Below are 16,006 nucleotides of genomic sequence, written 5' to 3'. Positions count from 1 at the left end.
ATAAAAACGGATTAACCTCATCTTCATGAAGAACATCCCCGTCTGTACTTTCAAAGAGAAAGTGCAGACTTGTTTAGTAAAATATCGTTACATAACCACTACATTTGTATTATTATAGGATTTTTACAGGGCGAATATTAACCATGTTACCTCGTAAACCTGATCGTCTTACTGCCATGCATGATCTTATCGAACAAGTAAAGCTGGAGTTGCCTCTGTACGAAGACGAAACCTTTGTCTGTGGTAGCGGGACAGATTGCGTAGGTTGCCCCAAAAAACTCATGGAATTAGTTGATACTGAGCTTAGTTATTGGGAGCACTATATTTCCGATGGCAGTGCGCCTAACTTCGATGACATTAGGCGCTTTGGAAAACTGTGCAAAAACGTTAAACGAGCATTAGTTCGTAACAACGTCCCTTTGTTCAATTCGGCTTCGTAGGTTGGCAATAACGTGTGGCGGTGCAATTTTTTCTAGCTGCATTAGGCATACCTCCGCTTTATTATCTAAATGACGGATCTTAAAATCACATACCGCATATAGTTGCTCAGGATGACCTGATATTTGATAAGCTTTCTTTAATGACTCTAGCGCCAGCTGTTGATCATACGCCTCTTGAAGCACGCCGTTAACATACCAATACTGACTATTAGTTTTCGCAATCTTGGCGGCACTATCCATGCTTCGTGCAGCCTGATTAGGCTTGTTCAATCTCACCAACGTCAAAGATTTTACGTACAATATGCTTGGTTCATCGGAGAAAACAACTAAAGCATCATTGAGTACCGCTAACGCTTGTTCATCCTGCTTATTAAGACGATAGCTTTCAGCAACACCAATCCACGCATCCACTCCACCCTCTGAGCGCTCTATCAATTGACTATAAACATTTCTAGCAGCGTTATAGTCAGAAATGTACAGATAGCCTTCAGCTAATGTCATCATAGACTCTTCACTACCTTTAAGAATCAAGGTAGAAGCCCAATCATCAAATAAGGGATCAAATTGCCTCTTTTGAACTGCGTTCATTTTGGTGTAATCAACCGCAAGGTTTTTGGCAACAGCCATCCTTACATCTAGAACCAAATCGTCCATCAGGGGTGACAGCAGACGCCAGCGATGAGTCAATTGATACGGCGCAGATGCTCTAACCGAGGCTTCTCGAATATCATGTTGATTATCCTTAAGTCCCCGAGCGATAGCAATAAGGGCACTCTGACTCGGAAAACTGGCTAATTGTTCCAATGCGTCAATTCGCTCAGATCGCTTTTTGCTTTTGTCCTGGGCTATGTACGACAACTGCTCCGCTGTTTGATTGGCTGCACTAGAAGGCAGAGCTATCAACAAAAAGACCATCATCACGGTTGCGGCAATAAAGGTACTAATTCTTTTATTTATCAAAATTTGGCACCAAAACTATTGTTTGGCTGTGGCTGAGACATCGCTTCTCGCACGATCTTATCGCTAAATTTCCCATGCGCTACGGGGTAGTTCATTACTCTTAACAAATGTGCAATTGAACGGTCTGCGTGCTTATAAAACTTATGCCAGCCAGCACACAGGTAATTAAGTCCTGGTTCGCCGGAGCGCGTACGAATAAAGCGATTTTTTGGACACTCACCGAAGCATGCAAACTTGTAATCACAGGTGTTGCATTGTTCTGTTAAGCTTTTAGTTTTATTAAACCCAAAAGTCTGCTGTTTACTCGAAAATGCCAGATCATCCAGCTTATCAACATGAATATTACCAATTTTATATTCAGGATAGACGTAATGGTCACAAGCAAATACATCACCGGTTGGTTCCATCGCTAGACCTTTTCCGCAAAACTCTCCTAGTGTGCACAATGGGTTTCTTCGTCCCATCCAAGTCTCAATAAATGCTTCAAAATATTGCACAAACACTTTACCGACATCACGACTCGCCCACTCATCAAATACAGCAATAAGAAAGTTACCCCATGCCTCATCAGATACACACCAAGACTCCATAACCGAATTCTTAGAGCCTGGGATAAGACGTTTATCGCCTTGACGAGGTTGTTGCTGTTCTTCCCAGGTTTGAGGCGCTGTATCGCGGAAGGTTTTTTGCTCCACAATAGGAATGAACTGCATTTGTGGCGACTTTACTTCGTCACGCAAGAATCTATACACTTCTAAAGGATTACGGCTAGTAAGATTGTTGATACAGGTCAAAGTGGCAAAGCTCACTTCATACTCATGAAGCAATTTAACCGCTTCCATGACTTGCTTGTGCGTACCACGCCCTGCTTTGTTGGTTCGGTAGGCATCGTGATACATAGCAGGGCCATCAATACTCAGGCCAACCAAAAAGTTGTTCTCTTTTAAGAACTGACACCACTTCGCGTTTAGCAAAGTGCCATTGGTTTGCAAATCGTTTGAAATACTCACCCCGATAGGTTTATATTTTTTCTGCAGTTCGACAATCTTTTCGAAATAAGGAAGCCCTAATAAAGTCGGCTCCCCACCTTGCCATGAAAAGATAATCTCTGGCGTATTTTGAGCCTCGATATACTGCTTAATGTACTGCTCAAGATCTTGCTCACTCATCTCTGGGGAGCAACCCTTTTTATAGTCCAATAGGTCTTGCTTGCTGAGGTAATAGCAGTAGTTGCAATCAATATTACAAGCTGCGCCAATGGGCTTAGCCATTACATGCATTCGTTTAGAGGGTTTGCCTTTAAATTGCGGGCCTTGAGTCAACAACATATCGATACCGTTATCTTGGATGCTAAAAACAGCCCTATTTTAACTATTGGTTATATCAAAGGCTTGTTATTGCGCATATAACCATTTGGAAAATGGCGAATTGTTAAACTAATGTCTCATTTTTTGATAGAGACCAAATATGAACCTGCGTTTGATGACTTTTCGCCCTTTATTAGCATGGACGCTAGTGTTAACAATGACAGGATGCTCACTATTTGAACCCCACCCTCTCACCACTCAGATCGAAGCCGACATGGTATTCGTTGCTGGGGGCACTTATATCATGGGTTCTGACACCGACAATGCAAAGACTTCTGAGCAGCCTGCGCATCAGGTTAGTGTAGATAGCTTCTATATTTCTAAGTTCGAAGTTACTCAATCTCTATTTGAAGAAGTTATGGGGCATTCCAGAAGCTTCTTCAAAGGCCCTCAAAACCCAGTCAACAACTTAAGTTGGCAACAAGCGAATTACTTCATCGAAAAACTCAATGAAATCACGGGTCAAAGGTATCGATTGCCTACTGAGGCTGAATGGGAGTTCGCCGCTCGAGGTGGAAATGAATCTAAAGGCTATGCCTACAGTGGTTCAAACAACATTGATGATGTTGCTTGGCATGCAGGCAACGCCAACAATCGTGCGCACCGCGTCGGTCAGAAAAAACCCAATGAGCTAGGACTGTATGATATGACGGGTAATGTCGGTGAGTTTACTATCGATGCTTATGAGTCGACATTTTATCGCAACTCCCCATTTCATAACCCAAGTAACGCTCAAGACACCAATATTGGACTTGCTCATAAGTCCGTGCGCGGTGGCAGTTTTTCCTATGCTTATAATGAATCTGAAAACTACCGCAGAGACTTTGCTAGCCAGTCTATAATTATGTCTGATATGGGATTGCGTCTAGTTAGAGATGCAAACTAATTCATTAATAACAAGGACAAATGCCCAAATGATAAAACGCTACTGTGCGATGAGCCTTATCAGTCTTGGTCTTATCAGCTCTCCCGCTTTTTCTGCTGAGAGCAACCCTAAACTTGTACTTCAAATCACCGTCGATGGCCTACGCGGAGACCTACTAGAAAGGTATAAGCACAACTTTGGTGAGGGTGGTTTTCGATACCTGATGGATCAAGGGGTGTATTACACCAATGCTCACTATCAGCACGGTAATACTGAGACCATTGTTGGTCATGTCTCTCTTGCAACCGGTGCTCCCCCCTCTGTGCATGGCATGGTTGGTAATGTTTGGTACGACCGTAGTCTAGAGCGCCTGATCTATAATGTTGAGGATGGCGATTACAGCTTACTGACCAGTGGTGCTGACGTAAATAAATCGACAGAAATCGATCCAACTCAGCGTGCAGCCACCAAAGATGGGCGTTCTCCAACCCCTATCTTAGTGTCAACGTTTAGTGATGAACTCACCGTATCGAATAGTGGTAAATCAAAGGTATTTGGCGTTTCTATCAAAGACCGCGGGGCGATCTCGTTAGCGGGACATACAGGCAAAGCATTTTGGTTTTCTAAGGCAACTTCTGATTTCGTCACCAGTGATTACTATTATGAATCTTATCCTGCATGGGTAGAACGTTGGAACGAAAAGAATATTCCAGCACGGTACTCAGGCAAGCGCTGGGAATTGGCATTAGACAGAAATAAATACACCCTAGAAGAAGTATCACAAGATCAAAAGTTTGATTTAGCTGGCTTCCAGAGAACCTTTCCACATCCTTACGGGCCTGCAAGTTTTAAGTATTACTCAACTATGTTGACCGTAAGCCCTGCTGGTGATGAACTGACTGCGGATTTTGCTAAGACCTTACTCCAACAAGAGAAACTGGGCTCTCGAGATGTGACAGATTACTTAGCGGTCAGTTTTTCTTCTAACGACTACGTATTGCATTTGTACGGTCCGTCGAGTTTAGAGGCTGAAGATAACCTAATCCGTTTAGACAGAACGCTTAAAGCTTTGTTTGAAGACATCGAACATCACGTAGGTTTAGATAATACCCTAATCGTACTGTCAGCAGATCATGGCGCTCCTGAAGCCTCTCCTGTTGCTGCCTCTTTGGGTCTTAAACGCGCTAAATACTTCGATAAGAAAACACTGCTTACCGATAACCTTAAGCAAAGACTGAAGAGTGAATTCGGTGTAGGTGAGGAGATCTTCAGACTGTATGCTCAGCCGTATGTTTACTTAAATCATGAGGTGGTGAAAGAGAAGAAAATCAATCTTTCTGAGCTACAAACGATGATTTCGGAAGAAGCAATGAAAATTGAAGGGGTCGCTTACGCTGTCACCAGTTCCGATGTTGCTACAGGACGTTTAGCCAATACTCATATCAACCGGTTAGTAAGTAACAATTATCAACCTAATCGCTCAGGTGATGTATATCTAGTGTTCGCACCTCGGACTTATATCAATGATATGGACGGTCTAACCGTGGCTTCAACTCACGGATCTCCATGGAGTTACGACACTTATGTTCCCGTGATTTTTGCAGGTTACAATACCAAGCCACAAAAGGTAGAGCGTGCTGTTACTCCCTATGATATAGCGCCAACGCTATCCAACGTACTGGGCATTACGCCACCAAGTGGCACAACGGGCAATGTATTAAAAGAAGTGGCCAGCACCAACTAGTGTGTTTTTTGAACGCTATTCAAGCCCGAACGCTTTTATAATGTATCCGTCATTCTCGAGTGCTTCTATCGAGAATCTGTTTCTATGCATTACCGCTGAAAAGGTCCCCGATAAATACTTCGGGGACGATGGTGTGTTTCATACTTCACTTTTTATCGCCAACTCTGCACATCACCGTTTTAAAGTCAGCCAAATAAAACCCAAGATTCCCGTCATTCTCGAGTGCTTCTATCGAGAATCTGTTTCTATGCGTCACCGCTGAAAAGGTCCCCGATAAATACTTCGGGGACGACGGTGTATTTCATACTTCACTTTTTATCGCCAACTCTGCACATCACCGTTTTAAAGTCAGCCAAGTAAAACCCAAGGTTCACGTCATTCTCGAGTGCTTCTATCGAGAATCTGTTTCTATGCATTACCACTAAAAAGGTCCCCGATAAATACTTCGGGGACGACGGTGTATTTCACACTTCACTTTCTATCGCCAACTCTGCACATCACAGTTTTAAATCAGCCAAATAAAACCCAAGATTCCCGTCATTCTCAAGTACTTCTATCGAGAATCTATTTCTATGCGTCACCACTGAAAAGGTCCCCGATAAATACTTCGGGGACGACGGTGTATTTCACACTTCATTTTCCATCGCCAACTCTGCACCTCACAGTTTTAAATCAGCCAAATAAAACCCAAGATTCCCGTCATTCTCGAGTGCTTTTATCGAGAATCTGTTTCTATGCATTACCACTAAAAAGGTCCCCGATAAATACTTCGGGGACGACGGTGTATTTCACACTTCACTTTCTATCGCCAACTCTGCACATCACAGTTTTAAATCAGCCAAATAAAACCCAAGATTCCCGTCATTCTCAAGTACTTCTATCGAGAATCTATTTCTATGCGTCACCACTGAAAAGGTCCCCGATAAATACTTCGGGGACGACGGTGTATTTCACACTTCATTTTCCATCGCCAACTCTGCACCTCACAGTTTTAAATCAGCCAAATAAAACCCAAGATTCCCGTCATTCTCGAGTGCTTTTCTCGAGAATCTGTTTCTATGCGTCACCGCTGAAAAGGTCCCCGATAAATACTTCGGGGACGACGGTGGTTTCACTCTTCATTTTCTACCACCAACTTTGCACCTCTCAGTTTTAAAGTCAGCCAAATAAAAACCAAGATTCCCGTCATTCTCGAGTGCTTTTATCGAGAATCTGTTTCTATGCATTACCACTGAAAAGGTCCCCGATAAATACTTCGGGGACGACGGTGGTTTCACTCTTCATTTTCTACCACCAACTTTGCATCTCTCAGTTTTAAAGTCAGCCAAATAAAAACCAAGATTCCCGTCATTCTCGAGTGCTCTTATCGAGAATCTATTTCTATGCGTCACCATTGAAAAGATCCCCGATAAATACTTCAGGGACGATGATGTGTTTTACATATTATCTAGACGAGTTAATTAACTAACTCTTTAGGATGGTAAAGCTCTGCTCCCGTATCTAGAAACTCTTTAGATTTTTGACGCATCCCTTCCAGAGGATTATCTAACATCTTCACTTCTAGCATTTGGTCCTCGGCTACTTGCTTTTTATCTTTGGCATATTCTCGCACTTCTTGGGATATCTTCATTGAGCAGAACTTAGGTCCGCACATTGAGCAGAAGTGAGCGACTTTACCCGACTCTTGTGGCAAGGTTTCATCATGGAAAGCACGAGCGGTATCAGGATCTAGAGAAAGATTAAACTGATCTTCCCAGCGGAACTCAAAACGTGCTTTTGACAATGCATTATCACGTATTTGGGCTCCAGGGTGCCCTTTGGCAAGATCGGCTGCGTGAGCGGCAAGTTTGTAGGTAATAAGACCGGTTTTCACATCTTCTTTGTTTGGAAGCCCCAAGTGCTCTTTTGGCGTTACATAACAAAGCATCGCGCAGCCATACCAACCAATCAGCGCAGCTCCAATACCCGAGGTAATGTGATCGTAGCCGGGTGCAATATCGGTAGTCAGTGGACCAAGAGTATAAAATGGCGCTTCGTGACAATGCTCGAGTTGCTCTTGCATATTTTCTTGAATCATATGCATAGGCACATGTCCTGGACCTTCAATGATCACTTGAACATCGTATTCCCACGCCACCTTCGTTAGCTCTCCAAGAGTACGCAATTCCGCAAATTGAGCCTCATCATTGGCATCGGCAATCGAACCTGGTCGCAGACCGTCCCCTAGTGATAATGCCACATCATATTTGGCACAGATCTCACAAATCTCTCTAAAGTGTGTGTATAGAAAGCTTTCTTGATGATGAGCTAAGCACCATTTTGCGATAATTGAACCGCCTCTAGATACAATGCCTGTAACACGCTTTGCCGTCATAGGCACATAACGAAGTAACAAACCTGCGTGTATGGTGAAGTAATCCACGCCCTGCTCTGCTTGTTCAATCAAGGTATCTCTCATTACCTCCCAGTTCAGGTTCTCTGCGACACCATTCACTTTTTCTAGAGCTTGATACATAGGTACTGTACCAATAGGCACAGGGCTATTTCGTAGGATCCACTCGCGGGTTTCATGAATATTTCGTCCAGTCGATAGGTCCATCACCGTATCAGCGCCCCAACGTGTTGACCACACTAGCTTTTCAACCTCTTCTTCAATAGAAGAGCTTACTGACGAGTTCCCTATATTGGCATTCACTTTAACTAAGAAATTGCGCCCGATGATCATAGGCTCAGCTTCTGGGTGATTGATGTTAGAAGGGATGATCGCGCGGCCTTCCGCGACTTCTGTTCGAACAAATTCAGGCGTTATTTCTTTGGGTAGATTTGCACCAAAGTTATGTCCCGGATGCTGTTGATTTAACTGTTCGTCGGCAAACTTCTGCCTGCCCATATTCTCTCGAATAGCGATGTACTCCATCTCAGGCGTAACAATGCCTTGTCGTGCATAGTGAAGTTGGGTAACACACTGGTTCTCTTTAGCTCGGCGAATAGGCGGGAGGTTTCCGTAACGTAGGTCATCAAGAGTGTCATCTTCTAGACGAGATTTGGTGTAGACGGAGCTAACATCATTCAATAACTCAGTATCATTTCGCTCTTCTATCCAGTGTTCTCTCAGTTTTGGTAAGCCGCTATAAAGGTCAATAGTGTGTTTTGGATCTGTATAAACACCCGAAGTGTCGTAGACATGAATAGGCTCATTGGATTGAAATATTGGGGCCTCTTTAGTGCCACCAATGAGGCTATCTGCAAGGGCTATTTCGCGAACTGGCACCTGAATATCTTGGCGCGAACCCTGAATATAAGACTTAGTGGAATTAGGATATGACTCAACAGACAATGAATCGATATAGTGTTTCGCATCTAGCCTAGCTTGTTTACGGGTCGACATAGCATTTTTCCTATTAATTAAGGGTTATCAAATGCTTGGCGGATGGATGCAACAAGAAAGACCATAACTCAGATAGAGCTATGATCTGGGGATAGAGATCTATGATGATGTGATCTCTACTCTTGTTCCCTTCGCAGGTATTAGCCTGATCAGGTTCAACGGATCCCGAGTTAACGGTCTCAGCCTTATGGCACTCCGACAAGTGTTTGCGAGTATACAACTCCTTTCTCAGGAAGAAAAGTCACACAATCGCAAGCATAATCAACCGCATACTACTTTGTGGGTATAAATGTAAATTAGTGTGAATTTTGTAGACGTCTGACCATTCTGGATCTAGGATGCGCCGTTCTTTTTCAGTCGCTATCACTAGTTGTGCTGGAAAAGTGGTCTTTTGATTATTACTAAGTAGGAATGCATCAATGGATACATCCAAACTATCATTGCTTAAAAACTCTATTAACGCTGACATCGCCAATGGCGAACTAGGCTGGATCAACAAGCACGCTTTACTTCGTGGTGAATCGAGCGTAATTGAGAGTTACCTGACACAAAAAGCAAGGAAGGTCGCAAGAGAGCAAAGCATTTCTGGTACGAACGAAGATATGTTCACGATATACAAATCGTTTTTCAATCAGTTCACGGAAACGCTAGAAAATACTCAGTGCACTCCATCTATATACCTAGAACGTATGTCTTCGCTCGTAGGATTCGAAGCGGGTAAACGCTGGCATAGCCTATAGACTAACGACCCTCTTGGTATTGTTAAGGAGTGATAATACCAAGTGGGCCTTTTACATTTCTATTCTTTGAAAATCATCTTTGATACAGACTGAACTTGGCTTCTTAACCATTTATGACCATTTTCTGTTGTTCTACTTGGATGCCAAAGCATGCAAATATCTTCAGAAATATCCAGAAATGGGGTCTCTAGACTCTGTATTGGATAGTGTTTTGCCATAGTATCAATGGCTGATGAAGGGAAAAGAGCAATATAATCTGTCTTGCATACCACTGGCAGCATCTCTAACACGCCAGGAGAACGATAAACGATCCTTCGCTTATTAAGATGTTGAAAATGATGACTCGACAACATTGCACTTCGGCTCTTCCAACGTGACACCACAACATGGTCTTCTTGTAAAAACTCTTCTGCCGTTATCTCGCCTGATAACCTTGGGTGCCCTTCTCTAGCAATGACACTAATCGACTCTCTACCTAATGCGGCCATCTTAAGAGACGTTCTTTCTATTGGCCTCATATCAATGACCAAGTCGTATCTTTGCAATCGCAAATCAGATTCATGATCTTCAGTAAACAGTGGGTGCACCTCAAGCGCTATATTGGGTGCTTTTGACTTAATCTTGACTAACAACTCCGGCATCAATTGATAAGCAATCGTCGTCATACATGCTATGGAAAAAATGCGCTCTGATATCTTTGGATCAAAATCTCGAGCAGCAGACAGTGTCGAGGTAAAGTTCTTAAAAGATGCCGATAATGCAGGGTATATATCTTCAGCAAAAGTCGTGGGTTTAACGCCAGCAGGGCTCCTGTGAAACAAAGGATCATCGTAGATCTCTCGTAGGCGCTTCAACGCCTTACTGACTGCCGGCTGACTGACCCCAAGGCGATTGGCGGCTTTAGACATACTACTTTCTTCATACACAGCGACAAAGAAAGGGATCAGGTTGAGCTCAGTACTTTTCATAGATTCCTAGTGATTGTGCTAAGACTAAGGCTTAGGCGGTTTATAACGTTGATTTAATCTTACCAGTTGAGGTAAGGCGAGATATCGTAGGATCCATTGCTCATTATTTTTATCAGCAAGTCGCCCTATCTCTCGCCATAGATAGCACCCTTTAATAAAGGAAGTCTTCTCGTTTTGAATCTGTGAGGCGAGCATTTTCCAATCGTCTGAGGACGACAATGCACTCAGTTGTAAATCACCGGATTGAGTACGTAAACGTGCATATAAACAGGTTCGGATTCGCTGCTCGTTACCTTGTCTTAATTCTTGAACAAAGACCCACCAAGCCGGCTTAGGTTGCCTCTCATAATAGCGTTTTAACGCACAATACACTCCGAGGACAGCACTAAAAACAAAGAGTATAATCAGTAAGTTACCTTTATAATAGCGCACCCATGAAGAGAAAGTGTGAGACACTTTGAAAGACTGCCCCTCAACACGCAATTCTCGTAGTTCAGCTTTGTTTGGATCCCACCAAGAAATCGCGTAATCAGGAAAGGTGAGCTCACCTCCTGTTTGCAGTACATACACTTCTTCTTCTATTCTTTGCGCCTGATACTGCCCACGGTTTTCTGTATCCGATAGCCTCACCGGCTTTGAATACAGTTGATAACCTGTGCTCGTATTCACGCTATCAGTAGACATTATTGGCGGTAATAGCACCGACAAAGTATCGGTAGCCTGAACAATGACAGTACGAGTAATCGTGTCTCCAGCCTTCAGTTCTTGATTAGACTGTTGCCATTGCTGGCTTATTGCAGCTTTCGGACTGTTAATCCACGGCGTGTCTTCCGTTAATAAACCACTTGGTAGACTAGCGGTGAACCGCAATGGCTCAGTGTAAAGATTCCCTTTCACATTCACGCCACTGTCAATAGATACTTGAACCTGCACCGCAAGTGGTGGAACAACAAACTCGCCACTGTGTTGCGGGTATAAGTTTACCTCCCACAATTGCACTGACCACGTCGCTCCTTTTCGCTTTTCAGCGTAATTGACTGCGAGTTGAGAGCGCTGCTTGGCGATAACATGAGGTATTTCAATCACACCAATTCGAGTACCTCCCGTAAACCAGCGAGGTGTCGATACTTCTATGTACAACGTTAATTGCTGATTAATCGAAGTCTGCTCAGGCTGTGTAATGCCTTGATTATCATTCAACCAGCTTTTTATCTGCACTCCACCGCTACGTTGCAGTTGAGCTATTTCGTTAGCAAAAGTGTTGATGGAAAATGTGATGGCTAAAAAAGTAGTCAGGATAAGTCGCCAAAGGTTATTCTGCATTGCTTGGCTCCTCGCTTTGACGATTAAGTAGCTCTATTTGAAACTTGGCTCTTAGAAAGAGCTTAGGATCAGATTCTACCTTGCGTAGCCATTTATCCGCGAGCTCGTCACTGCCTAAGATCTCATTCGCATTCAACGTCTCTTTGAGCATCATTGCCGCTACAGCTTGGTCTTCCGCACCATCTCCCGTCTGCGGTTTATCGCCTAACTCCATAGAGTCTTCAGGACCATCTGTCGTACCGGCCTGGCTCTCACTGAGTCGGTTTACCTCATCAACAATAGCCTGCATTGCTTTTAAATTGTGCTTCACATCGGTAGCGAGCTTATCTGATAGATCCCACTTATCTTGATCTAATAAGTAGGCAAACAAGTTCCTAGCGCTAAGGTATTCGCGCTGTCTGGCTAACGCATTGCCCGCATAAAATAATGACAGGGGTGAATCTGCATTTAAAAACTGCACGTGAGCCAACGTAAATTCACCGGCATAGTAATAAGCAATGCCCTTACGAAGAGGATCTTGAAAATGAATAGCGGCCTGAAGATAATCGTGTTGATTAAAGTGCCACTGCCCTTGCTGATCTGGCGTTAACCATAGATCTGCCCACATTTGAGAAAGCTTATCCCATTGAGTGACTTCAACCTTGGGCTCTGTGGAGTCAGCTCTGTGCATTTCTAAGGAAGCATGCGAGTCATTAACAAACAATGCCGGCGTTAAAATACAAAGCAGTAGTGCCCATTGAACCAACCAACCTTTTCTAAACCAAAACAATAACAATAAGGCAATAGGTATCAGTAAGTAGTAACCCATATCTTGCCATGGCATTGCTGACTCATTATTAAGTTGCATATGCCGTTCGATTTTTCGATTTAATGCGCTGATATCAGCATCATCGACTGATATCACCTCGATGCTACCGCCACTATCATTAGCAAGTTTCTTCAATGAATTGAGATCCATAGGGTTGCTACTTTGTACCTGATGATTGCCCGACGCTAAAATCAGCAACTGATGACGACTGTTATCAAAGTAATCGACCAGAGGGGCAATGCTGTTTGGCGTAATACCGTCGCTAATAAGGAGCACTGTTCCGGCTTTATCATCGGCTAACTGCTCATCGATAAGTACGGTGATACTATCCGCTTTCTTGCCTTCTATGGGCATAATGCTAGGGTCAATAGCGGCCAAGAAAGGCGCAAATACAGAGCTATCTTTCGTCATTGGCATAGCAAGGTGTGCTGTGCCAGAAAAAACCACCAGCCCTGTTTGTCCGCCACCACGAAGCTTCAATAAATCCTGAACTTTCTGCTTTGAACGCTCTAACCTACTTGGTGGTAGATCTTCATTTAACATTGACGGGCTATTATCCAAAGCAATCAACAATGATGCCTTGTCTTCACCAAAAGGAGAGGGTGCTCGTTGCCAAGTAGGTCCAGCACAAACAATAATCGCAAGCAACATCGAGACAAATAGCAACTTAAGAGGCAGTTGCTTTCGCCAGCCCACATCCCCAATAGTCAACGGTTTTCTTAGATGTTTGGGCAGTATGGTTTGCCAGCTGCCAACAGTCTCATGCTTCCAACGCAGATATACCACCGCTATTAAAGGGAGAAGAGCAAGCAACCATAGTGGTCTAATAAAGTGGAATTGCATGAACACTTGTTGCCAAAAAAGAGAATCAAACATCGGTTCTCTCCTCTGTCATCTCATTTATATTCGTTCTCGCTACTCTTCTAACGGTGCTAACAATGAAAGCAATTAAGTACAGTGCGACCACCAGCATAATAGGATAAGCATGAACACTGGTTTTGGGACGATAGGTCGAACTTTCGTAAAGTTGGGGTTCAAGCTCGCTAATTTCTTCATAAGCTTGGCTCAACGCTTCTCTATCTAGCGCCTCGAAAGCCTCACCACCGGTTTCAGAAGCAATACGCGAAATGGTTTTCATATCAAGAGCTTGTTCACCAACAGTCGCGGGATCGCCAATGGCGATCACATGAATTTTCACACCTTTGGCATTGGCAACTTTGGCTGCGTCTATTGGCTCAACAAAGCTTCCCGTATCATTACCGTCGGTCAATACAATGGTGACCCTTTCACGTGCTTTTTCTGTGTTGGTTGTAGCACTATTTTCAAACACTTTGATAGCCAAACCTATAGCGTCACCAAGGTAGGTACTCGCACCCGCCATCCCTACATCGGTTTGCTCTAGCAAGTTAAGCCATACCGTTTGGTCAGCCGTGAATGGTGTTTGAATGAATGCCGCATCGCCAAACAGAATAAGACCTAGTCGGTCTCCTTTGCGAGACTCAACGAAGGTTTCCAGCACCTCTTTTACGGCATCGAGTCTAGAAACTTTGTCACCACTTCGGGAAGTAAAGTCTTTCTCGGCCATCGAGCCTGACAAATCAACCACTACCATCACATCACGCCCTAAGCGCTCACGTGTTTGTGGCTCACCTAATATTGTCGGTTTACATAGGGCAAAAATAACTAAACACCATGACATCACTAAGATGCACCGTTGCCACACTGAAGGACGCAATTGACTTGCACCCTCACTGGGTAACTCCCCTAAGGACTTGAGCAAGATACTGAAAAAAGGCACTTTTATCGCTGATTGCTTAGTACGATAAGCCGGAATTAACCAATACACGAGTAGTGGCAGTGGCAAAGCGAGTAGCCAATAGGGATGTTGCAATTCTAAAGACGAATCAAGCATCGCTCATCTCCCTTTCGGCACCGCTAGCTTGAACAACATGTTGCTTCACCCACACTTTGCAGTCTGCGATCAAGGCGATCAACTCCACCTTACTTAGCGCATTCTGTTGCACTAGCATAGATTCTGGCCAATGTGACCATTTGTCAGCAAATACAGTACGCGTCGATTCGTTCTGGGCATCAAGGGACTGTAGAAAAGGCAACCCATAGTACGGACGTGTTGCTGGATTAACGGTTGATAACACTGTTTTTAATACATGGTGCACATCTTGAGAGATTGTTTGACGAGAGCTTACCTGTTTGTTGTCTGTAGATTCACATGCCTTTAAGAGCAAATCAAAACTCTGCAATGCCTCCCTTCGATATCGATTACTCCACCAAAGATACAAGCTTTTATAGGCCCACACACTAACGCAGAGCATGACAGTTACACCCACCACTTTCCAACCTATGGTTTCAGGCATCCAACTGACTGACGGCGCAACAGCAACCTCGACAATATCACGCAGCATATAGCTCTGCGGGGGGGTATGAACCGTCATCGATGTGCCCCCATCCCACGCTTAAATTGCTCTAAATGATTGCCCGATGTATCCAGTTGAATCAAAGGTAGTCCTTTTGCTGCCATCAGACGTACCAACTGAACTCTCTTAAGTTCTTGATGTTGCTTTAATCCGTGGTTCGCTTTCTTCAATTTAGCCGATTCACTGATATTGAGCTGATGGGTACCATCCCCCATTACCCAGTTGGAGCGAGAGGGAAGTGCCTCTTCAAGTTGGTCTGAGATCAATACGGTTAACACGTCATTGTGTGCTTGAAGTTGTTGCAACCTATCTACATCGGACGCCTTTGCCCCATGCCAATCACTTAACACTATGACCGTTGACCCTTTAGTTGCAACGCGAGTAATGACGGACATCAACTGTTCAAATGAGGCTGACTCATTATCTTTAGAGGCCACACCAAGGGATTGATTGGCTTCAGCTAGACAATTTAGTCGGTGTAACAAATGAGCTCGGCTACGTTGGGGTTTATACCAATCAACACCATGAGGCCTTGCGATTACAAAACCCACACGGTCACTGTCCTTAAGTACTCGCCAAGCACTCAAAGCGGCAACCTCTGCTGCAACGACAGACTTCATTACCTCAACGGACGAGAAAAACAGGCTTGAACGCTGATCAATACACAAAATGACATTGCGATCTTTTTCTTCGGTATAAGCTCGTACATGCGGTTTACCAGTACGCATAGTCACTTTCCAATCTAAATTTCGAATATCATCGCCCGTTTGATAGTGGCGTAACTCTTCAAAATTTAAACCGCGACCACGAAATAGAGATTGATGGCGACCAGATAAAATAGTCCCGGCTTTTAATTGGGGTAAAAAAGAAAACGAACCTACCTGCCCTTGCAATTGAACAAGGCGTGAATATTGGCAATAGACTCGTGCATCACTGGCTTCAGGTTGAGCTGATTTCATAGCATTAAC

13 protein-coding genes and 1 riboswitch are annotated in these 16,006 nt (G+C 43.9%); of the genes, 4 read left to right on the top strand and 9 right to left on the bottom strand.

The window, feature by feature from the left end; all coding sequences use genetic code 11:
- The first annotated feature begins 143 nt into the window (after positions 1-143).
- Positions 144-440 (top strand): hypothetical protein, encoded by a 297-nt coding sequence (locus OCU48_RS14170; RefSeq protein WP_141345703.1) that lies wholly within the window; start codon positions 144-146, stop codon positions 438-440.
- Here OCU48_RS14170 and OCU48_RS14165 read toward each other — a convergent pair.
- Both OCU48_RS14165 and OCU48_RS14160 read right to left on the bottom strand, forming a co-directional pair.
- Positions 399-1,400 (bottom strand): tetratricopeptide repeat protein, encoded by a 1,002-nt coding sequence (locus OCU48_RS14165; RefSeq protein WP_244312306.1) that lies wholly within the window; start codon positions 1,398-1,400, stop codon positions 399-401. The genes OCU48_RS14170 and OCU48_RS14165 overlap by 42 nt on opposite strands.
- Complete coding sequence (locus OCU48_RS14160; protein WP_141345701.1) at positions 1,397-2,728, bottom strand: anaerobic sulfatase maturase; 1,332 nt, start codon at positions 2,726-2,728, stop codon at positions 1,397-1,399. The genes OCU48_RS14165 and OCU48_RS14160 overlap by 4 nt, the downstream gene beginning before the upstream one ends.
- Positions 2,729-2,867: 139 nt before the next feature.
- On the opposite strand from OCU48_RS14160, the gene OCU48_RS14155 reads away from it, so the two are divergent.
- Positions 2,868-3,653 (top strand): formylglycine-generating enzyme family protein, encoded by a 786-nt coding sequence (locus tag OCU48_RS14155; protein WP_141345699.1) that lies wholly within the window; start codon positions 2,868-2,870, stop codon positions 3,651-3,653.
- A gap of 28 nt (positions 3,654-3,681) precedes the next feature.
- Complete coding sequence (locus tag OCU48_RS14150; protein WP_141345698.1) at positions 3,682-5,376, top strand: alkaline phosphatase family protein; 1,695 nt, start codon at positions 3,682-3,684, stop codon at positions 5,374-5,376.
- 1,456 nt (positions 5,377-6,832) lie between these two features.
- On the opposite strand, the gene thiC is transcribed toward OCU48_RS14150, so the two are convergent.
- Positions 6,833-8,764 carry a phosphomethylpyrimidine synthase ThiC gene (gene thiC, locus OCU48_RS14145; protein ID WP_141347087.1) on the bottom strand — a complete coding sequence of 644 codons (1,932 nt, stop codon included), beginning with the start codon at positions 8,762-8,764 and terminating at the stop codon, positions 6,833-6,835.
- 109 nt (positions 8,765-8,873) lie between these two features.
- Positions 8,874-8,972, bottom strand: a riboswitch (TPP riboswitch).
- 211 nt (positions 8,973-9,183) lie between these two features.
- Here thiC and OCU48_RS14140 point away from each other — a divergent pair.
- Positions 9,184-9,504, top strand: a complete 321-nt coding sequence (locus OCU48_RS14140) for a hypothetical protein (RefSeq protein WP_141347088.1) — start codon at positions 9,184-9,186, stop codon at positions 9,502-9,504.
- Between the two features lie 59 nt (positions 9,505-9,563).
- On the opposite strand, the gene OCU48_RS14135 is transcribed toward OCU48_RS14140, so the two are convergent.
- From OCU48_RS14135 to OCU48_RS14110, 6 genes are read right to left on the bottom strand one after another with little or no spacing between them, the layout of a single operon-like run.
- The gene (locus OCU48_RS14135) at positions 9,564-10,472 is read right to left on the bottom strand and encodes a LysR family transcriptional regulator (RefSeq protein WP_141347089.1); all 909 of its coding nucleotides are present in this window, start codon (positions 10,470-10,472) and stop codon (positions 9,564-9,566) included.
- A gap of 24 nt (positions 10,473-10,496) precedes the next feature.
- Positions 10,497-11,795, bottom strand: a complete 1,299-nt coding sequence (locus OCU48_RS14130; RefSeq protein WP_141347090.1) for a BatD family protein — start codon at positions 11,793-11,795, stop codon at positions 10,497-10,499.
- Positions 11,785-13,479, bottom strand: coding sequence for a VWA domain-containing protein (locus tag OCU48_RS14125; protein ID WP_141347091.1), 1,695 nt, complete (start codon positions 13,477-13,479; stop codon positions 11,785-11,787). Before OCU48_RS14125 ends, OCU48_RS14130 begins: the two co-directional genes overlap by 11 nt.
- A complete protein-coding gene (locus OCU48_RS14120) occupies positions 13,472-14,515 on the bottom strand; it encodes a vWA domain-containing protein (RefSeq protein WP_141347092.1) in 1,044 nt (347 codons plus the stop codon). Before OCU48_RS14120 ends, OCU48_RS14125 begins: the two co-directional genes overlap by 8 nt.
- A complete protein-coding gene (locus OCU48_RS14115) occupies positions 14,508-15,056 on the bottom strand; it encodes a DUF4381 domain-containing protein (protein WP_141347093.1) in 549 nt (182 codons plus the stop codon). The genes OCU48_RS14120 and OCU48_RS14115 overlap by 8 nt, the downstream gene beginning before the upstream one ends.
- A complete protein-coding gene (locus OCU48_RS14110; protein WP_141347094.1) occupies positions 15,053-15,997 on the bottom strand; it encodes a DUF58 domain-containing protein in 945 nt (314 codons plus the stop codon). The genes OCU48_RS14115 and OCU48_RS14110 overlap by 4 nt, the downstream gene beginning before the upstream one ends.
- Positions 15,998-16,006 lie beyond the last annotated feature (9 nt).

This window comes from Vibrio inusitatus (assembly GCA_024346935.1).
Lineage (GTDB): Bacteria > Pseudomonadota > Gammaproteobacteria > Enterobacterales > Vibrionaceae > Vibrio > Vibrio inusitatus.
This window is presented reverse-complemented; position numbering and strand designations above follow the sequence as displayed.